The sequence below is a fragment of the Streptomyces sp. NPDC002574 genome (assembly GCF_042889545.1).
Classification (GTDB): Bacteria; Actinomycetota; Actinomycetes; order Streptomycetales; family Streptomycetaceae; genus Actinacidiphila.
In genome coordinates this window covers 104,972-123,209 of record NZ_JBIARB010000006.1, presented here as the reverse complement: position 1 = coordinate 123,209, position 18,238 = coordinate 104,972, and the positions used below count along the sequence as shown (strand labels likewise).

The 18,238-nt window shown below is 72.7% G+C and carries 20 protein-coding genes; 7 read left to right on the top strand and 13 right to left on the bottom strand.

Going from position 1 to position 18,238, the window contains the following annotated elements:
- Positions 1-38: 38 nt before the first annotated feature.
- From ACFYXS_RS15670 to ACFYXS_RS15660, 3 genes are all read right to left on the bottom strand, one after another.
- Positions 39-392 (bottom strand): VOC family protein, encoded by a 354-nt coding sequence (locus ACFYXS_RS15670; protein WP_389248193.1) that lies wholly within the window; start codon positions 390-392, stop codon positions 39-41.
- Positions 393-441: 49 nt separating this feature from the next.
- Positions 442-1,815, bottom strand: a complete 1,374-nt coding sequence (locus ACFYXS_RS15665; protein ID WP_389248191.1) for an FtsK/SpoIIIE domain-containing protein — start codon at positions 1,813-1,815, stop codon at positions 442-444.
- A gap of 301 nt (positions 1,816-2,116) precedes the next feature.
- A complete protein-coding gene (locus ACFYXS_RS15660; RefSeq protein ID WP_389248189.1) occupies positions 2,117-2,737 on the bottom strand; it encodes a hypothetical protein in 621 nt (206 codons plus the stop codon).
- Between the two features lie 220 nt (positions 2,738-2,957).
- Here ACFYXS_RS15660 and ACFYXS_RS15655 point away from each other — a divergent pair, with 220 nt between their 5' ends.
- Positions 2,958-4,286 carry a helix-turn-helix domain-containing protein gene (locus tag ACFYXS_RS15655; protein WP_389248187.1) on the top strand — a complete coding sequence of 443 codons (1,329 nt, stop codon included), beginning with the start codon at positions 2,958-2,960 and terminating at the stop codon, positions 4,284-4,286.
- Positions 4,287-4,295: 9 nt separating this feature from the next.
- Here the strand turns inward: ACFYXS_RS15655 and ACFYXS_RS15650 are convergent, their stop codons facing one another.
- Together ACFYXS_RS15650 and ACFYXS_RS15645 are read right to left on the bottom strand one after the other, a co-directional pair.
- Complete coding sequence (locus ACFYXS_RS15650; RefSeq protein WP_389248185.1) at positions 4,296-4,583, bottom strand: DUF4190 domain-containing protein; 288 nt, start codon at positions 4,581-4,583, stop codon at positions 4,296-4,298.
- 29 nt (positions 4,584-4,612) lie between these two features.
- A complete protein-coding gene (locus tag ACFYXS_RS15645) occupies positions 4,613-4,768 on the bottom strand; it encodes a hypothetical protein (protein WP_389248183.1) in 156 nt (51 codons plus the stop codon).
- A 103-nt stretch (positions 4,769-4,871) separates the two neighbouring features.
- On the opposite strand from ACFYXS_RS15645, the gene ACFYXS_RS15640 reads away from it, so the two are divergent.
- Positions 4,872-5,528, top strand: a complete 657-nt coding sequence (locus ACFYXS_RS15640) for a TetR family transcriptional regulator (RefSeq protein ID WP_389248181.1) — start codon at positions 4,872-4,874, stop codon at positions 5,526-5,528.
- A gap of 65 nt (positions 5,529-5,593) precedes the next feature.
- Positions 5,594-6,508, top strand: a complete 915-nt coding sequence (locus tag ACFYXS_RS15635; RefSeq protein ID WP_389248179.1) for a YceI family protein — start codon at positions 5,594-5,596, stop codon at positions 6,506-6,508.
- Positions 6,509-6,521: 13 nt separating this feature from the next.
- Here ACFYXS_RS15635 and ACFYXS_RS15630 read toward each other — a convergent pair whose 3' ends face one another.
- The 4 genes from ACFYXS_RS15630 to ACFYXS_RS15615 form a co-directional block, all read right to left on the bottom strand.
- Entirely contained in the window at positions 6,522-7,316 is a 795-nt protein-coding gene (locus ACFYXS_RS15630) for a VOC family protein (RefSeq protein WP_389248177.1), read from the bottom strand.
- A gap of 108 nt (positions 7,317-7,424) precedes the next feature.
- Positions 7,425-8,225, bottom strand: a complete 801-nt coding sequence (locus tag ACFYXS_RS15625) for a VOC family protein (RefSeq protein ID WP_389248175.1) — start codon at positions 8,223-8,225, stop codon at positions 7,425-7,427.
- Positions 8,226-8,318: 93 nt separating this feature from the next.
- Entirely contained in the window at positions 8,319-9,089 is a 771-nt protein-coding gene (locus tag ACFYXS_RS15620; RefSeq protein WP_389248173.1) for an ABC transporter ATP-binding protein, read from the bottom strand.
- The gene (locus tag ACFYXS_RS15615) at positions 9,082-9,999 is read right to left on the bottom strand and encodes an ABC transporter permease (RefSeq protein WP_389248171.1); all 918 of its coding nucleotides are present in this window, start codon (positions 9,997-9,999) and stop codon (positions 9,082-9,084) included. The genes ACFYXS_RS15620 and ACFYXS_RS15615 overlap by 8 nt, the downstream gene beginning before the upstream one ends.
- A 171-nt stretch (positions 10,000-10,170) precedes the next feature.
- Here ACFYXS_RS15615 and ACFYXS_RS15610 point away from each other — a divergent pair, with 171 nt between their 5' ends.
- Positions 10,171-10,785, top strand: a complete 615-nt coding sequence (locus ACFYXS_RS15610; protein ID WP_389248169.1) for a TetR/AcrR family transcriptional regulator — start codon at positions 10,171-10,173, stop codon at positions 10,783-10,785.
- 117 nt (positions 10,786-10,902) lie between these two features.
- Here the strand turns inward: ACFYXS_RS15610 and ACFYXS_RS15605 are convergent, their stop codons facing one another.
- The 3 genes from ACFYXS_RS15605 to ACFYXS_RS15595 form a co-directional block, all read right to left on the bottom strand.
- Positions 10,903-11,415: a SixA phosphatase family protein gene (locus ACFYXS_RS15605; protein ID WP_389248167.1), complete on the bottom strand. Its 513-nt coding sequence runs from the start codon at positions 11,413-11,415 to the stop codon at positions 10,903-10,905.
- The gene (locus ACFYXS_RS15600) at positions 11,412-12,152 is read right to left on the bottom strand and encodes a hypothetical protein (RefSeq protein ID WP_389248165.1); all 741 of its coding nucleotides are present in this window, start codon (positions 12,150-12,152) and stop codon (positions 11,412-11,414) included. Before ACFYXS_RS15600 ends, ACFYXS_RS15605 begins: the two co-directional genes overlap by 4 nt.
- 577 nt (positions 12,153-12,729) lie before the next feature.
- A complete protein-coding gene (locus ACFYXS_RS15595; protein ID WP_389248163.1) occupies positions 12,730-13,251 on the bottom strand; it encodes a hypothetical protein in 522 nt (173 codons plus the stop codon).
- Positions 13,252-13,388: 137 nt separating this feature from the next.
- Here ACFYXS_RS15595 and ACFYXS_RS15590 point away from each other — a divergent pair, with 137 nt between their 5' ends.
- Positions 13,389-14,513 carry an XdhC family protein gene (locus ACFYXS_RS15590; RefSeq protein WP_389248161.1) on the top strand — a complete coding sequence of 375 codons (1,125 nt, stop codon included), beginning with the start codon at positions 13,389-13,391 and terminating at the stop codon, positions 14,511-14,513.
- 10 nt (positions 14,514-14,523) lie between these two features.
- Here ACFYXS_RS15590 and lpdA read toward each other — a convergent pair whose 3' ends face one another.
- A complete protein-coding gene (lpdA, locus tag ACFYXS_RS15585) occupies positions 14,524-15,927 on the bottom strand; it encodes a dihydrolipoyl dehydrogenase (RefSeq protein ID WP_389248159.1) in 1,404 nt (467 codons plus the stop codon).
- A 425-nt stretch (positions 15,928-16,352) separates the two neighbouring features.
- Between lpdA and ACFYXS_RS15580 the strand changes: the two genes are divergently transcribed.
- Both ACFYXS_RS15580 and ACFYXS_RS15575 read left to right on the top strand, forming a co-directional pair.
- Entirely contained in the window at positions 16,353-17,339 is a 987-nt protein-coding gene (locus ACFYXS_RS15580; RefSeq protein ID WP_389248157.1) for a polysaccharide deacetylase family protein, read from the top strand.
- Positions 17,340-17,375: 36 nt separating this feature from the next.
- Positions 17,376-18,191, top strand: coding sequence for a tyrosine-protein phosphatase (locus ACFYXS_RS15575; RefSeq protein ID WP_389248155.1), 816 nt, complete (start codon positions 17,376-17,378; stop codon positions 18,189-18,191).
- The last annotated feature ends 47 nt before the right edge of the window (positions 18,192-18,238 follow it).

The following is an 18,238-nucleotide window of genomic DNA, read 5'->3' as shown; positions in this document are numbered from 1 at the left end:
CCGCGCCGGCAGTCCCGGTCCCCCGAGGCCCGGCACGGTCAGACGGGCTGCCAGAGCTCGATCCGGTTGCCCTCGGGATCGGTGACCCAGCCGAACCGGCCGATCCCCTCCATGTCCTCGGTCTCCTGGGCCACGTCCGCCCCCTTGGCGCGCAGCTGCGCGAGCATCGCCTCCAGGTCGCGGACCCGGAAGTTGAGCATGGTCTGCTGGGCGCGGGACCCGAAGTAGTCGGTGCCGGACTCGAACGTCGCGAACACCGTCCCCCCGGCTTCCTGAGTCCACAGGCCGTGCTCATCGGTGTCCAGGCCCAGGCAGTCGCGGTACCACGCGCTCAGAGCCGCCGGGTCGGTGGCCCGCAGGAAGTATCCGCCGATTCCAAGTACACGTTCCATGCCGTCATCCTGCCAGGACCGGGGCGGACCGGCACCGCGCCATCCGCCGCTACTGCGGGCCCGGGCGGGGCCGGGGCAGGGTCGGGAGGTCGGGCGGGTCCTGCTCGTCCGCGGCGTCCGGGGCGTAGGGCCGGAAGGGGTCCAGGGCCGGGATGTCGGGGACCAGGTGCGCGTGCGCGCGGCAGACCGCGGCGGTCTCGGCGATCGACACCAGTGGGGTACGGATGTGGGACCAGCCGCCGGAGGCGTCCCCGGCCACCGCCACACCGGCCCGCTCCGGGGCGATCGACGTCGCGGCCGCCATGGCCTCGGGCGCGAAGTCGGCCAGGCCGATCTCGGCGGTCTGCTTGCTGACCCGGTGCACCACCCGGCCGGTCAGCTGGGCGCGGAGCAGGCCGGCGCCCTTGCCGAGCTCCGGCCCGAAGCGCTGCCCGCAGATCTCCAGGTAGATGCCGACCGGACGCGCCCTCTGGGCCAGCCGGATCAGGTTCGCGACCATGCGGTCCCGGGTTTCCTCGTCGATGGTCGTGGCGTTGGGGAACAACTCGGCGACGTCGTCGACCAGCACCACGACCGGGAAGGGCCGCAGGTACGCGGGAAGCCCCCAGATGTCCGACGCGACCTCCTCCTCGGGCTCGTCGAGCGCCGCGCCCTGCTGGTTCTTGAGGAGGTCAAAACGATCCTCCATCTCCGCCACCAGCGCGTCCAGCAGCTTGGCCGCCTGCTCGCGGTCGGTGGCCAGGGCCGACAGGCGGCACGCGTACGGGGCCTGTTCCACCCCGCGCTTGCAGTCGATGCCGACCAGGGCCACCGGAAGCCTGGCCAGGTTCATGATCAGGTTGCGCTGGTACATCGTCTTGCCGGACTGGTTCGCGCCCAGGGTCAGCGTGTGCGGGATCCGCCGGTAGTCGCGCACGAAGGTCGTCCCGTCCTCGCGCAGCGCGACCGGGACCACCATCGGGCCGGACGGCAGACGGCGCGGCATGCGCACGTCGCGCAGCACGTCGTAGCCGGTCATCCGCAGTTCCACCACGCCGGGCTTGATCGCGACCACGCTGAGCGCGTGCACGCCCCAGGCGTGCCGGAGCCGGCTGGAGGCGGCGGCCACATCGGCCGGTTCCAGTCCCGGTGGGAGCCGCAGCCGTACCCGCATGCCGATGAGGGAGCCGCTGACCCTTCGGATCTTCGGCGGGACCGGCTGGGCCTGCCGGCGGCCCGTGACCCACACCGCGAACGCCCGCAGCCGGGACGGGGGCAGCGCCAGCCCGCAGGCGACCATCGTGGAGCCGTAGGTGGCCAGGAACCGCCCCCACGTCAGCGGCAGGCCGACCAGCAGCCAGAAGGCCACCGGGTACCGGCGCCGGGTGTGGTCCAGGCCACCGGCCAGGGTCAGCACCAGGCCCAGGAGCACGACGACCCTCATGGTGATCAGCCCCTGCCATTCGACGCGGCGGCCAGAACCAGTGCGTGACCGCCACGGCGCAGATCGGGATCCCGTGCCGGGTACGGCCGTTGAACGCATGGTCGCAGCTCCGGGGCCGTGGGCCGCGGAATCGACACAGGAGGGCGCCGGACGCAGCCCGGATCGGTGACGCGGCTACTGCGGATGGCCGCTGACGAGCCGTCGGATGCCGGGGGCGGACGTGCGGGCGCGCCGACGGCGGGGCTCCCCCCGGTGCCCCGCCGCCGCGTACCGCGTGCCGTCGTGCCGCTCTCCGGCCGGGTCAGCCGTAGAGCTTGGCGACGGCCCTCTTGGTGGTCTTCTTGAACGCCGTGACCGGGGCCTGCTTGAGCGTGCCGATCTGGCTCCACTTCACGACGGTCACGGTCCGGCCGTCCCGCCCGATGCCGTAGAGCGCGACGCCGTGCTCGGAGTCGGGGTGCGCGGTGTGCACGCCGTAGACGTGCGCGCCGTTCTCGACACCGATCGCGCCGTAGTCCTTCCAGTCGGCGTCGCCCCGCGGGTTCTGGCGCTCGAACCGGGCGGCGCAGCCGCGGACGGACGCGCGGAGCCGGGTGGCCAGGTCGCGGGCGGCCTGGGTGTTCTTCGTCTTGAAGGTGAGCTGGAGGGCGCCGGTGTCGAACTCGGTGCCGAACTCCCGGTACGCGGCGCCGCGGGACGGCAGGACGCGCTCCAGGCAGAAGACCGGGTAGTCGGGCAGGCCCTGGGTGACCCGGTTGGCGAACCAGGGGGAAGTGGGATGTGGCGGCAGTTCCTTGGCCGCCAGGAACTTCGGTGCGGGAGCGGGCGCGGCGGCCTCCGCCCCGGCCGCCCCGAGGCCGAGCAGGGTGGTGGCGGCGACGGCCGTCACGACGGCGCGGCGGGTCAGTGTGCGCTGGTACAAGGTGCGTCCCCGTTGTCTGTGATGGTGGTCTTCGGTCGCGGTGCCGCCGGCGCCGGAGCGACGGCGGTTGACGTGCACCAGCCTGCGCGGGACGGTCCCGGCCGGGCAACGGATACCGCGTCATCCGGGACGCCGGAACGCTTCCGCGTACCCTGGCCTGGGGAGACGGGAGCGCCCTGGAACGGGTGCCGGGACGCGGGACGACGGCGGGGGCACGGGGATGGCCGGTACGGCGGCGGGCAGCGGGCAGTTCGCGGAACGTCTGCGCACCCTCAAGGAACGGTCGGGACTGAGCTACGGGCAGCTGGCGAACCGGCTGCACGTCAGCACGTCCACGCTGCACCGCTATTGCCACGGCGACGCCGTTCCCGCGGACTACGCGGTCGTGGAGCGCCTTGCCCGGCTGTGCGGCGCGGGGCCGGAGGAACTGGTCGAGCTGCACCGCCGGTGGGTGCGGGCGGACGCGGCGCGGCGGGCCGGCAACCGGGGCGGCGGCGCGGAGCCCGCGGGCGAGGCGCTCGACGCACCCGAAGTATCCGAAGCACCCGCGGAAGCCGTGCTGGAGCCCGCTGCGGACGGTCCGCCGCCCGCCGCCGGGGGCACGACGCGGCGCGGTTCCTGGCGCCGGCGGTTGTCCCGCCCGGCGGTCGTGGTGTCCGCGGCCGCGCTCGTGCTCACCGGCGCCGCGCTGGCGATGACCGATCCCACCGGCGACGGCCGGCCCGCGGCGGCCCGCACCGCGCCTCCGGCGACCGGCGGGACGAGCAGTGCGCACGCCTCCGCACCCGTCCCGGAGGGGGAACTCGGCGGCGGCCCGTCGTTGTCGCCCTCCGCGTCGGGCACTCGGGCGGCTCCTTCCCACTTACCGTCGTCAGGCGGCCCGTCGCGCTCGCCGTCGCCCGCGCGAACGCCGACGGGTTCCGTCCCCGCGGTCCCGGCCAGGCCGCTGAGCTGGAGCGTCCGGTCGCACGTGTGGGAGAACGGCTGCGACCACCGCTATCTGATCGACCGTCCGCCCTCCGACGTCCCGCCGCCGCCCGTCGCGCAGGACGCCGGCGCCTGGGCGAGCGCCCTCGACGCCGTGCACGGCGGCACCACCATCGTCGAGACCACGCTGCGCGGCCGCACGCCGGCACCGGTGGTGGTGCAGGCCTTGCACGTGCGGGTGGTGGAGCGGCGCGGCCCGCTCCACTGGTCCTCGTACGCGATGGACAACGGCTGCGGAGGCGCCCTCACCCCTGCCGTGTACAGCGTCGACCTCGACATCGCGCGCCCCCTCGCCCGTCCCCAGGACGGTTTCGACGGCGAGAACACCGTCCCCGCGACCCGTCTTCCGTACCAGGTCTCCGACGAGGATCCGCTGGTGCTGCGGGTCGACGCCCGGACGCAGGGCTGCGACTGCGACTGGTACCTGGAGGCCGACTGGACCTCCGGCGGGCGCACGGGCACCGTCCGCATCGACGACGGCGGGCGGCCGTTCCGCACCAGCGGCGTCAAGGGCCGCCCGCAGTACGGCTACTGGCCGTCCACCGGATGGACCCGCGGCTAGCCCCAGGCGTCAGGAGCCGAAGGGCAGGAGCAGCCCCTTGTTCATGGTGAGCAGCACGACCAGCACCATCAGGTCGGCCGCGCCGAGGACGAGGCCGAGCACGGCCCGTACGGGACGCTTGGTGCCGCGCACCAGGGCGATGCCCCCGAGCACGAGGGCGAACGGGCCGAGCACGATGTTGAAGGCGAGCAGGCCGACCAGTCCGAGGACGAACGAGGCGACGGCCATGCCGTCGGCCCCGTCCGAGCCGTCCTTGGAACGTGCGTCGCGCTCATGTGCGGGTGCGTAGGAGTCCATGGGTCGAATCCCCCCTGGGAGACGTGGAGTCAGCGGTTGCGGTGGTGTCCGAGGCGTTCGCGGATCGAGAAGACGAGCAGCCAGGCGGCGATCGCGCCGGCGGCGACGAGGAAGACGGGGAACGAGGTGCAGGAGACGGTGCCCAGGAGGATCCCCAAGGCGACCAGGGCGACGAGGAACGTCACGGGGTGCTGCCTTTCGTTTGAGTGAACAGTTGGAATAACAGTTGTTCACTGAGTCCGTAGTCTAGTGTCGCCAAACTCGGCGAACAGCTGTTTACTGGATGACATGAGTCACACCCTCGGGGTCCGCGAGGCCCAGAAGCAGCAGACCCGGCAGGCCCTTCTCGACGCGGGCCTGCGCCTGTTGGAGAACCAGAGCCTGAGCAGCCTGGGACTGCGCGCCGTCACGCGCGAAGTGGGCGTCGCACCCGCGGGTTTCTACCGCCACTTCCGGGACATGAGCGATCTCGGGGTGGCCCTGGTCGGCGAGTCGCTGAGCAGCCTGCACGTGATGATCCGGGCGATCATGGCCGAGCAGGACGACGCCGAGGAGGTCATCGCCCGCACCGTGCGGCTGATCGCGCTCCATGTGCGCGAGCACCGGCCGCACATCCGGTTCCTGGCGCGCGAGCGCCACGGAGGCGTCACCGCGGTCCGCGAGGCCATCGCGGCCGAGATGGATCAGTTCGCCGAGGAAGTGGCCACCGCCCTTGCCGCACAGCCCATTTCGGCGGGCTGGCGCGACGAGGACGTGCGCATGCTGGCCGAACTCTACGTGGACCGCATGCTGATGACCGCGATCGCCTTCATGGAGGCGCCCGCGGACGATCCCGCGGCCGAGGAGCGCATCGAACGCACCGCCCGCAAGGAGCTCTTCCTCGTCCACCTGGGCCGCCGGCACTGGCTCGCCGCCCAGGAGGACGGCACCGCGCCGCGCGACTGACGGGGGGTTCCACGATCCGGAATGCCGATTCGCACTTGCGGAGATCGGCCATCTAAGGTGAAGCCATGGCCATCGCACTCTTTCGGCGCAATCGTTCGGCACGCAACGGTACGGAGGCGGCGGTGCTCGCTCCGCCGATCGCCAGAGGCGCGGGACTGATCAGCTGCCAGGTCCTGGACCCTCTCGGCCAGCCCATGAACGGTGCCGACATCACGGTGTCCGAACTGGGCAGCGGACGCGTCCGGGTGAAGGCGACCAGCGACCCCTACGGGACGTTCCTCGCGACGCTGCCGCCCGGGCAGTACACCGTGGTCGTCTCCGCCGACAGCCTGCAGCCCTACCGCGGGACGGTGGAGATAGCCGAGGGGCTGCAATCCCCCATCGGCAGGATCCAGTTGGCCCCCGCCCCCGGGCTGGAGCTGCCGCCCCCCGGCACCTGGCTCTTCGACCCTCCGCACACGGCGATCCGCTTCATCGCCAAGCACGTCGGCATGGCGCACGTGCACGGCCGCTTCGACCGCTTCCAGGGCGGCATCCGGGTCGCGGAACGCATGGAGGACTCGCAGGTCGAGATCAGCATCGACGCCGCGAGCATCAACACCGGCAACCGGACCCGGGACAACCACCTCCGCTCCGCGGACTTCCTGGACGTCGCCGCCTACCCCTCCCTCCACTTCGCCAGCGACCGCTTCCTGCACCGCACCGGCAACAAGTGGACCGTGCAGGGCCATCTGACGATGCACGGCACCAGCCGCTCGGTCTCCCTGGACACCAACTACCTGGGCCTGGCGACCGGCGGCTACAGCGAGGAACTGCGCTGCGCGGCCCTCGCCACCGCCGAACTGCACCGTGAGGACTACACCCTCAACTGGCAGAACATGCTGGCGCGGGGCATCGCGGTGGTCGGCCCGACCATCAAGCTGGAGCTCGACATCCAGGCCATGTTCTCCGCGCACGACACCCCGACGCCCCCCGAGTAGCCGGGACCGGGCCTCAGAACGCGCTGTCGGCCGCGGGCGTGATGATCGCGAACACCGCGCCCTGCGGGTCGACGACCTGGGCGAAGCGGCCGACACCCGGCATGTCCATCGCGGGCACCCGCAGGCTGCCGCCGGCCGTCACGGCCTTGGCCACGGTCGCGTCGACGTCGGTCGCCGTGAAGTACGGCAGCCAGTGCGCGGTGGTGCCCGCGGCGAGCTGCGCCTCCTCCAGCAGCGCGACGCCGCCGTGGCCCGCGTTGTCGTCGCCGGCGCCCGGGGAGACCACCACGTAGGTGAAGCCCGGGTTGCTCATGTCGTCGGTCTTCCAGCCGAGGACCGTGCGGTAGAAGCCGAGCGCCGCGGGCACGTCCGTGGTGTACAGCTCCGTCCAGTACAGGCTGCCGGGCTCGTTGACGAGGTCGAGGCCCTTGTTGACGCCGGGCTGCCAGACGCAGAAGTTCGCGCCGGCCGGGTCGCCGAGGACCGCCATGCGGCCCAGGTCGAAGACGTCCATGGCCGGGTGGCGGACCGTGCCGCCGGCCTGCTCCACCAGCTTGGCGGTGGCCTCGGCGTCCTGGGTCTGGAAGTACGGCTCCCAGGCGGCGGAACCGGCACTGGGGTCGCCCGGGCCGATCCCGGCGACGGTCTTGTCGCCGATCTTGAACATGCCGTAGCCGCCCGCGTCCGGTCCGGCCGAGACGTACTGCCAGCCGAACACCTCGCCGTAGTACGCGGCGGCGGCCTTGCTGTCCGGCGCTCCCAGGTCGAGCCAGTTGGGCGCGCCGGGGAGGAAGTCTGTGCTGAGCATGGGGTGCTCCTTCGACGGAGGGTGTTTCCCTGGTCGCGCACAGTCTTGCAGGGGGGTCTGACAACGCCCCCGAACAGCGCTTTCCCGCCCTGTCCGCCCTCCGGGCCGTCAGGACCGCGGCGGCTGGCTGGTGATGACGGCGAACACCGCGCCCCCCGGATCCGCCAGGTGCGCGAACCGGCCGACGCCCTCGGTGTGCTGCGGGGCCATGACCACGGTCCCGCCGAGCCGGTCCGCCGTGCGGACCACCGCGTCGCAGTCGGTGACCTCGAAGTACGGCAGCCAGCGCGGGACGACGCCGGCCGCCCCCATCTCGTCGGTGATCCGCACGACGGCGCCGAGGGTGGAGCCCCCGCCGGAGGGCCCCTGGTCGGAGGTGGACAGCAGCGTGTAGCCGGTGTCGCCGAAGGGGACGTCCTGCGCCTGCCAGTCGAGGACGGAACCGTAGAAGGCGATCGCCGCGGCGGGGTCGGGCACGAACAGCTCCGCCCAGCACAGACTGCCGGGTTCGGTGACCACGTCCAGGCCCCGGGTGTCGCGCGGCTGCCACACGGAGAACTCCGCGCCGCCGGGATCGGTGAAGCCCGCCGTCCGCCCGTTGGCGAACACGTCGAAGGGCCCGAAGCGGACCGTGCCGCCCGCCTGCTCCACGGCCTTGGCGGTGGCGTCGGCGTCGTCCACCTGGAAGTACAGCGTCCAGGACGGGGGCGAGCTCTCGTCCGCCGACGGACCGAGGGCGGCCACGGTCCTCCCGTCCAGCTGGAAGAACCCGTAGCCGCCCGCTTCCGGCCCCAGGGGCCGCATGTCCCAGTCGAAGAGCCCGGTGTAGAACGCGGCGGAAGCGCCGGGATGGCGGCATCCGAGGTCGAGCCAGCTCGGGGCGCCGTGGGCGTAATGAGTCGTGAGCATGACGGGCTCCTTCGCTACGGCGTACTGCCCCCGTGCCGTCTTCCCGGTTCCGCCCTCAGTCTGGCACCGCCGTCCGGCTCCCGCCGGACGGCGTCACTTGGCCTTGGTGAACGCGTCGTACGCCTTCAGCACGTCCGGGGTCGGACCGTCCATGCGCAGGGTGCCGTGCTCGAGCCAGATGGCGCGGGTGCAGGTGTCCCGGATCGTGTTGTTGTTGTGGCTGACGAGGAAAACCGTTCCGGCTTCCTCGCGCAGCTCGCGGATCCGCGCCTCGGAGCGCTTGCGGAAGCTGTTGTCACCGGTGGCCAGCGCCTCGTCGATCATCAGCACGTCGTGCGTCTTGGCCGCCGCGATGGAGAACCGGAGGCGGGCCGCCATGCCGGAGGAGTACGTCCGCATCGGCAGGGAGATGAAGTCGCCCTTCTCGTTGATGCCGGAGAACTCGACGATGTCCTCGTAGCGCTCCTTCACCTCGTCCTGGGTCATGCCCATCGCGAGGCCGCCGAGCATCACATTGCGCTCGCCGGACAGGTCGTTCATCAGCGCGGCGTTGACGCCGAGCAGCGAGGGCTGGCCCTGCGTGTAGACCTTGCCGCTCTCCGCGGGCAGCAGGCCGGCCACGGCCTTCAGGAGGGTGGACTTGCCCGAGCCGTTGGAGCCGATCAGCCCGATGGACTCGCCGCGGTACGCGGTGAAGCTGACACCGCGCACGGCGTGCACCCGACGCACGTTCGGGTTGCCTTTGCGGCGAACGATGCGCGACAGCGCGTTGACGGCACTGCCCCGGCCGCCGCCGGCGCCGTGCACCCGGTACACGATGTGCAGGTCGTCCACGATCACGGTGGGAATGCGCTCATCAGCCACGGCCGTACCGCTCCTCTGCCTTCCAGAAGTACACGAAACCGCCCACGCCCATCACGAGGGCCCAGCCCAGCGCGACCGGCCACACGTGCGGCGGCAGCTGGTCCGCGGTGAAGCTGTCGATCAGCGCGAAGCGCATCAGGTCGATGTAGACGGCGGCCGGGTTGAGACCCAGCAGTATCTTCACCGCGTAGGGGGCGTGCGCCGCGACGTGGGCGATGCTGTACATCACGCCGGAGGTGTACATCCACGTGCGGAGGATGAACGGCATCAGCTGCGCCAGGTCGGTCATCTTGCTGCCGATCCGCGCCACGACCATCGCGAGCCCCGCGTTGAACACCGACTGCAGCAGCAGCGCCGGCACCACCAGCAGCCACGACAGCCTCGGCACCTCGCCGGTCATCAGCACGATCGTCAGCAGCACGAACATCGACATCAGGAGCTGCTGCAGCTGCATCAGCGTCTGGGCGATCGGCAGGCTGGCGCGCGGGAAGTGCAGGGCGCGCACGAGACCGAGGTTGCCGGCGATCGCGCGGACACCGGCCATCACCGAGGACTGGGTGAAGGTGTAGACGAAGATGCCGGTGACGAGGAACGCGATGTAGTTGTCCACGCCGCGGTCGGTGCCCAGCAGCAGGCCGAAGATCAGGTAGTACACGGCCGCGTTGAGCAGCGGCGTCAGCACCTGCCACAGCTGGCCCAGCCGGGCCTGGGTGTACTGCGCCGACACACGGGCCGTGGCGAACGAGCTGATGAAGTGGCGGCGCCCCCACAGCTGCTTGACGTACTGGCCCAGGCCTGGCCTGGCTCCGCTGACCGTGAGGCCGTACTTGGCCGCCAGCTCGCCGGGCGGAAGCGTCAATGTGCCTGGCGGCGCGGTGGCTGCGGAGGAGGACTCGATGTCAAGGCTCACGGGGGCGGCGCTTTCTTTCGAGGGGGTTCGAGGGAGGGGGTGCTGCGCGGGGGGTTTACGCTGAAGCTGAAGCGGAACCGGAACGACACCGTACCGTCGTGATCGAGACGTTAGACCACACGAGCGCTGGAACGCAACCGTTCCGTCCCGACGTCGCGTAGGCTGCCGCACATGGCATCGGACACCGCCCCCTCCCGTCGCGCCCCTGCCGGGGCAGCCGTGCTCCGTGACGACGTCACGGAGGCCATCCGTGCAGCGGTCTTCGAGGAACTGGCGGCCGTCGGCTACGGACGGATGTCCATCGAGGGCATCGCCCGCCGTGCCGGAGTGGGGAAGGCAGCCGTCTACCGCCGCTGGCGCTCCAAGCTGCCGCTCGTCCTCGACGTCGTCTCCGCCGTCGCCGCGCTCGGTGTGCCCGCTCCCGCGACGGGTTCCCTCCTGGGCGACATCCGTGTGCTGCTGGAAGTCACCGCACGGGCACTGCGGCACCCCGTGGCCTCCCAGATCGTCCCCGACCTGCTCGCGGAGGCCTCGCGCAACCCCGAGATCGCCGCGGCCCTCCAGGCCGCGCTCCGGGACACCCAGCGGGGCATCGCCGCCGGCATCATCGACAGCGCGATCGCCCGCGGCGACCTCCCGCAGGGCACCGACGCCGACCTCGCCCTGGACCTCATCGCGGGTCCCCTCTACTGGCGCCTCGCCGTCCTGCGCGCCCCCCTCTCCCCCCGCTACCTCGACCGCCTCTCCGCCGCCACGGCGGCGGCGCTCGCGGCGACGGCCGCCTGACGCGCTCGTGTGAGATGCCCCACACCGGGCGGATGTCACCCACGCGATGTGATCATGCGCACATCCTTGCGGTGCCGGGGTGCCGGGGTGCCGGCGGTGCCGGCCGCGTCAGTCGTGTCAGCCGCGCGGGATGGCGAAGTCGTCGAGGTGGGCCTCGTCGGAGGTGAGGGCGGACCAGGGAGCGGACGAGCTGAGGACCGCTAGAGCGGAGGTCGGGAACTTGTCGGCGGCCCGGAGCAGGGCGTCCGAGGCGGCCCCTCCCGCGAGGCGGAGCGTCAGGTCCTGGACGCCGGGATTGTGGCCGACGAGCAGAACGGTGCGCACGCTGTCGGGCGTCTCGCGGAGCACGTCGAGCATCGCGCGGGCGGTGGCGGCGTAGAGCCGCTCGTCGTACGCCACCGGGAGCTCCGCGCGGGGGGCGAGGGTGTCGGCGGCCAGTTCCCAGGTCTCCCGGGTGCGCAGAGCGGTGGAGCAGACGACGAGGTCCGGTATGTGCTTGTTCTCCCGCAGCCAGCGCCCGGCGGCCGGTGCGTCGCGGCGGCCGCGGGCGCCGAGTGGCCGGTCGTGGTCGGGGACGTCCGGGGGCCAGGCGGACTTGGCGTGCCGGAGCAGGATGAGGCGTCGGGTCACGGCCGCACCCCGCCGACCTCGCGGGTGAGTTCCAGGCCCAGGACCCGGTCCACGTGCGCGAAGGTCTCGAACCGCGAGCCGGGCGGCAGTTCCGCCTGACCCGCGACGACGTCGAGGACGTCCAGCACGGCCCGGGTGTCGAGGTCGGACGACAGCGCCGTCCGTACCCGCTCGACGTGCGGCGCGCACATCGGTTTCGAGGGCTCCTCCGCCCACAGTGCGACCGCCTGACGCCAGCGGGTCAGTCGCGCGGCGGCCGCGTCGAGCGTCGGCGGCGCCAGTTCCAGGGGCTCGCGGCGGCCCCGGCCGAGCAGCGCGAGCCGGAGGTCCAGGCCCGGGGACGGTTCCCCGGTCACGGGGCCGACGTCCATACGTACGCCTTCCCCCTCGTCGCCGGGGTCCACCGTGTCGCCGGCGGCCACGACGCGCACCGCGATCCGGCCGGCGAGGCCCTCCTGGGCCTCGGCGACGCTCGCCGCGAGGATCGCCGGGGGCGCCGCGCCCAGTGCGCGGCTCACGCCTGCGGCGTGGGGGGCGTGGGTGGGCTCGACTACGGCGAGGAGCACTTGGCCGCCTGTGAACTCGACCGTGCGCGCGAGTACGTCGGCCGTCACGATCACCCGCGCGGCCTGCGGGCCGCCCCTGGGGGGCAGGCAGGCCACGACTCTCAGCGGTGCCCGGCGTCCCGGTTCCAGCTCCACGGTTCCGCCTGTCCGGCCGTCCTCGATGCGCAACACGCCTCCGAATCTACGCCGTGGGCGTGGGCTGCGCTTGTGCTGGCAACGTGCGCGGGGGGCGCTGGAGTTGGCGCAGGCTCTTCCCCGCCCGCCCTCCCGTGTGCCCTGTGAAGTCAGGGCACCCCGACGCGCGTTTCGTGGGAGGCCGGGTGCGCGGCCTCCGGGCTGGCCATTCTGGACAGCACATTTAGGTGCCTCCGGTGCTCCCCACTGATCACCCCGGGTCATGCACCCAAATATGCTCCACAGTCCAGAACGCCCACCCTCCGACCCCGCCCCCTCCGTTTCGTCATGCGCCTGATCCCCGGAGGGGGGGTGGAGACGGCACCGCGCTCAGGCCACCCATTGGCGCAGCGCCGTCCAAGTGCCCAGCCGTCACCGCCGACAGCACCCCCAGCGGCCGTCAGTCGCTCCAGCAGCCGGAGGGGGTGTGGCGGGGTCCTCCCCCAGCGGTAGCTGGGGGAGGACCCCGGCGCGACACCGACCCCTCGTACGCACGCAGCGCAAGGCGGTCATTTACCGCGCCGGGCACACGGGCGGGCGGGGAAAAACCCAGGAGCCAGCGCAGCCGCGGCGGCTACTGGTCCGGGCCTTGCGCCCGCACGCGGCGCACGTGTTCCAGGGACTCCCGCAGCTCTCCCAGCCACGTGTCCGCGTTCCGCTCGACCAGCCGCACGCACCACGCCAGCGCATCGCTGCGGCTGCGGGCGACCCCCGCGGCGACGAGCGTGTCGAGCACCTGCCGCTCCGGCTGCCGCAGCCGGGTCATGACGGGGGCGGAGACGGTGGTGTACATCGTCCGGCGGCCGCCGCACTCCACACCCCAGGAGACCTTGCGGCCGAAACGCTGCTCGGCCTCGCGGGCGACGGCGACGCGGTCGTCGCGCGTGCGCTCCCGGAACTCCGCGGCGCGCCCGTCCAGGGCGGCCTCGCGCTCCACTTGTGACGCCTTGGCGCCGAGCTCGGGCTCCGGGATGCGGCCGACGACCGTGATCTCCTCGCGGTCCACGGTCACGTCCAGGAGCTCGGCGAACAGTCCCTCGGGCAGCCGCCCGGCGAGCCAGCCGCGTAGTGCCTCCATCTGCTCACTCGTAATCATGTAATCAGCATTACTCCGCAAGCGGCGCGGCACAAGGGGGCCGGCGCGAGGATTCCGGCGCTGTGCACCCGCCCGGGGGGCGACCTACAGTTGCGCGTATCGGACATTACGGATGCATGGGGTGAGAGGAGCCGTCGGTGCGCGAGATCCTCCCGGCGCTGGGCCGCTGGTACGCCGCGGGAACCCCCTTCGGGCTGGCGACGGTCGTCGACGTCAGCCGCAGCGCGCCGCGCGGACCGGGCGCGGCGATGGCGGTCGGGCCGGGGGACGAGGTCGTGGGCAGCGTGTCCGGCGGATGCGTGGAGGGCGCGGTCTTCGAACTCGCCAAAGAGGTCGTGGAGTCGGGCGAGCCCCGGGTGCAGACCTTCGGCTACAGCGACGCGGACGCCTTCGAGGTCGGGCTCACCTGCGGCGGCGAGCTCACGCTGCTCGTCCGGCCGGTGTCCCCCGCGACGGATCCGGCCTTCGGCGCGGTCGCCGCGTCCGTGGCGGCGCACCGGCCGGTGGTGACCGCGACCGTGCTCGACGGCCCCGCCCCGCGCGGCGCGGCGCTCGCCGTGTGGCCCGACGCGGTCGCCGGCACGCTCGGCACCGAGGGCCTGGACGCGGCGGTCACCGACGACGCGCGCGGCGGACTGGCCCAGGGTGTGACCGGGCTGCGGCACTACGGACCGCGCGGCGAGCGGCGCGAGGATGCCGTCAGTGTCTTCCTGCAGGCCTTCGCCCCGCCGCCGCGCATGCTGGTCTTCGGCGCGATCGACTTCGCCGCCGCGGTGGCGCGGATGGGGCTGTTCCTCGGCTACCGGGTGACGGTGTGCGACGCGCGCAAGGTCTTCGCCACACCCCGGCGGTTCCCGGAGGGCGTGGAGGTGGTGGTCGACTGGCCGCACCGCTATCTGGGCGGCACCGAGACCGACGACCGTACGGTCATCTGCGTCCTGACCCACGACCCCAAGTTCGACGTGCCGCTGCTGGAGGAGGCGCTGACGCGTCCCGCCGCGTACATCGGCGTCATGGGCAGCCGCCGCACCCACGAGGACCGCCTGGGGCGCCTGCGCGACACGTCGGTCTCCCCCGCGGCGCTGGCCCGCCTGCGCTCCCCCATCGGACTCGACCTCGGCGCGCGCACGCCCGAGGAGGTCGCGGTGTCCATCGCCGCCGAGATCGTCGCCCTCCGCTGGGGTGGCACCGGCATGCCGCTCTCCGTCACCGTGGGAGCCATCCACCCGCCGGCGCTCACCCGCGTGACGGCCTCCGGCTGACGGCGCGGGCTCACATGTTGATCATGTGACCCGCGAGGCCGTGCAGCGCCTCCTGGACGGCCTCGCCGAGGGTGGGGTGGCCGTGGACGTTGCGGGCGAGTTCGTAGGCGGTCAGGTCCCACTTCTGGGCGAGCGTCAACTCCGGGAGGAGTTCGGTGACTTCGGGGCCCACGAGGTGGCCGCCCAGGAGTTCGCCGTGGGCGGCGTCGGCGATGAGTTTGACGAAGCCGCCGGAGTCGCCGAGCCCGTGGGCCTTGGCGTTGGCGGAGAAGGGGAACTTGGCGACACGGACGTCGAAGCCGCGTTCGCGGGCCTGGGCCTCGGTCCACCCGAAGCTGGCGATCTGCGGCTGGCAGAAGGTGACCCGGGGGATCATCACGTAGTCCAGGGGCATGGTCTCCGCGTCGCCGATGGTCTCGGCGGCGACGATGCCCATGGCCTCGGCGGCGTGGGCGAGCATCAGCTTGGCGGTGACGTCCCCGATGGCGAAGATGTGCGGCACGTTCGTACGGCAGTGGTCGTCGATGTCGATGGCGCCGCGCTCGGTCAGCCGGACCCCGGTCTGCTCCAGGCCGTAGCCCGAGACGCGCGGCTGGAAGCCGATGGCCTGGAGCACCTTGTCCGCCTGGAGGGTCTGCCGCTGGCCGCCCGTGGTGACCATGACCTTGACCTGGTCGCCGGAGTCGTTGATCGCCTCCACCCGGGTGGAGGTCAGCACGTCGATGCCCATCCGCTTGTAGCGGCGGGCCAGTTCGGCCGAGACCTCCTCGTCCTCCAGCGGCACCACGCGGTCGAGGAACTCCACGAGGGTGACCTTGACCCCGAAGTTGTGCAGGACGTAAGCGAATTCGACGCCGATGGCCCCCGCGCCCGCGATCAGGACGCTCCGCGGGAGCGTGTCCGACATGATCTGCTCCTCGTACGTCACGACCCGCTCGCTGAGCGACGTACCCGGCAGCAGCCGGGTGGTGGCCCCGGCGGCGATGATGCAGTGGTCGAAGGTGACGGTCTGCGAGCCGCCCTCGTTGAGGGCCACCTGGAGGGTGTGGTCGTCGGTGAAGGTGCCGCGCCCGTCGAACTTGGTGATGTCGTTCTTCTTCATCAGGTAGTGGACGCCCTTGACCCGGCCGTCCGCCACCTTGCGGCTGCGCGCGAAGGCCTCGCCGTAGTCGAAGCTGACCTCGCCGTTCACCCGGATGCCGAAGGTCTTGGCCTCCTGGGTGAAGATGTGGGCCAGCTCGGCGTTGCGCAGCAGCGCCTTGGACGGGATGCATCCGACGTTGAGGCACACGCCGCCCCAGTAGCGCTCCTCGACGACCGCGGTCCGCAGGCCCAGCTGGGCGGCCCTGATGGCCGCGACGTACCCACCGGGGCCCGCGCCCAGGACGACGACGTCGAAGTGTGTACTGGTCATGCGGCAACCCCTGTCTGGACCACTGACGGATGCTCGTGCAGGCCGGACTTCCCCGCCTGCAACGATCACCCGCCCGGTCCGCCCGCGCAACACGTGCGCGGTGTCCGCCCCGTCACATCGGCCGCGCGGCAAGGGAGATGGGCCGCTACGCCCGACCGCACCCATGGCCAAGGATGCGGTCGTCCACGAGGCGATGCCGTGCCGGTGAGGACGACCGATCGTGCCCGCCGGCGGCATACGACGGCTCGCTTTCGCCGGAAGGCTTTCGCGGCTCGCCGCGTCCATGCCAAGAGGACCTACGTCCCGCCCGGAAAGGACTTCAGGACGGACCAAAGTCCGAGGTCAGCGGCGGTTCCGCCCCCTACGGTGGAGTGCTGATCCACGCATGCGGCGCATGCGTCCGAACGGCACCAGGAGGTACCCCCGTGGCACTGACGACTCGCGCGAACCGGACGCTCGGCGTTCTGGCGGTGACGATCGCCGGAGCCTCGGTGATGGCCTGCGGCACGCAGCACATGTCCCAGACGGCGGCTGCCGCGCCCGCCACGGCGACGCCCACCGCGGCCGCCACCTCCCCGGCGGCCCCGCACTCCCCCGCCGCGCCCTCGCCGGCGCGCACCCCGGCCACCACGGCGCCCGCCGCCCCCACCTCCGCGGCCCCCGCCCCCGCCCGGCCCACGCACCACCGCGCCGCCGCCCCGGCGCACCGGTCGCACACGGCGCCCGCCCCGGCACACTCCGCCACCCCGCCGGCCCCGCACCGCACGACCTCCGGCACCCCGGCCCACGCGCCGGCCGCCGGCCGCGTCGACCAGTCCATCCAGCACGGCGCGGAGGGCGGCGGGAAGTCGGTCGCGCTGACCTTCGACGACGGACCGGACCCGACGTGGACCCCGAAGGTCCTCCAGGTGCTCGCGGCGCACCACGCCAAGGCGACCTTCTGCGAGATCGGCCCCAACGCCACGGCCCACCCGGACCTGGTCAAGAAGATCACCGCGGCCGGTCACCGGCTCTGCGACCACTCCGTCCACCACGACGAGGCCGGGAGCGGCAAGTCCGCGGACTACAACCGCCACGAGATCCTCGACGCGCAGCAGGAGATATCGCGCGCCGCGGGCCACGGAGACCCGGTCTGGTACTACCGCGCCCCGGGCGGCGACTTCTCGCCCGCCATCCGCGCGATAGCCGCCGGCCACGGGCTGCGCCCGCTCGGCTGGACCGTGGACTCCGAGGACTGGCGCCGGCCCGGTGTCGACTCCATCCTCAAGAACGTGAACACCGAGCTCAAGCCCGGCGGGATCATCCTGATGCACGACGGCGGCGGCGACCGGTCGCAGACCGTCCAGGCCCTCGGGACGCTGCTCGACCGCCTCGACGCGGACGGCTACAGCTACACCTTCCCCGGCCGCTGAATCGCGCGGGCGGCGCGCGCGTCGCACCATGAGCACATGGCTACCGGGAGCGCCATCGACGCCGGGACCGTGGCGAACATGCGGGACCTCGGCGGGATCCCGCTGTCCGGCGCGGGCCCGGGACGGGTGGTGCGCCCCGGGGTGGTGCTGCGCTCCGGTCCGCTCGACCGCTACGACGCGGGTGCCGACCCGGACGTCGCGGGGCTCGGCATCCGTACGGTGGTCGACCTGCGCACCCACGAGGAGCGGGCCGGCGCCCCCGACGTCCTCCCCGAGGGCGCGCGGCTGTTCGTCGCCGACGTCCTCGGCGACCGTCCCGACCTGCCGGCCGCACGGCTGCCCATCCTGCTCGACGACCCGGCGGGGGCGGACCGGGAGCTCGGCGGGGGCAGGGCCGAGGAGCTGATGACGCGGGCGTACGAGCGGATGGTGCGGTCCCCGCGGGCGTGCTCCGCGTTCTGCGCCCTGCTGGAGACCGCCGCGGATCCGGCGGCGCGCCCGGTGCTCTTCCACTGCACGGCGGGCAAGGACCGCACCGGGTGGGCGAGCACGGTCCTGCTGACCCTGCTGGGCGCGGATCCCGCGGTCGTGGAGCGGGAGTTCCTGTCGGTAAATCCCGCGGTGCGCGAGGCCTTCCGCCCGGAGCTGCGCCGTTTCGAGGCGGCCGGCGGCGACCCGGAGATCGCGGACGCCGTCGTCGAGGTGCGCCCGCGCTACCTGGAGGCGGCACTGCGCACGGTGACGGAGGGCTGGGGCGACGTGACCGGCTATGTGCGCCACGGCCTGCGACTGCCCGACGCCGCGGTGCGACGACTCCGGGAGGGGCTGGTCGCCCCCGGCTCCCGAGCGTGACGATTCCGCGCACACGGGCTGCGCGGGCGCCCCGGAGACGGTGTAAT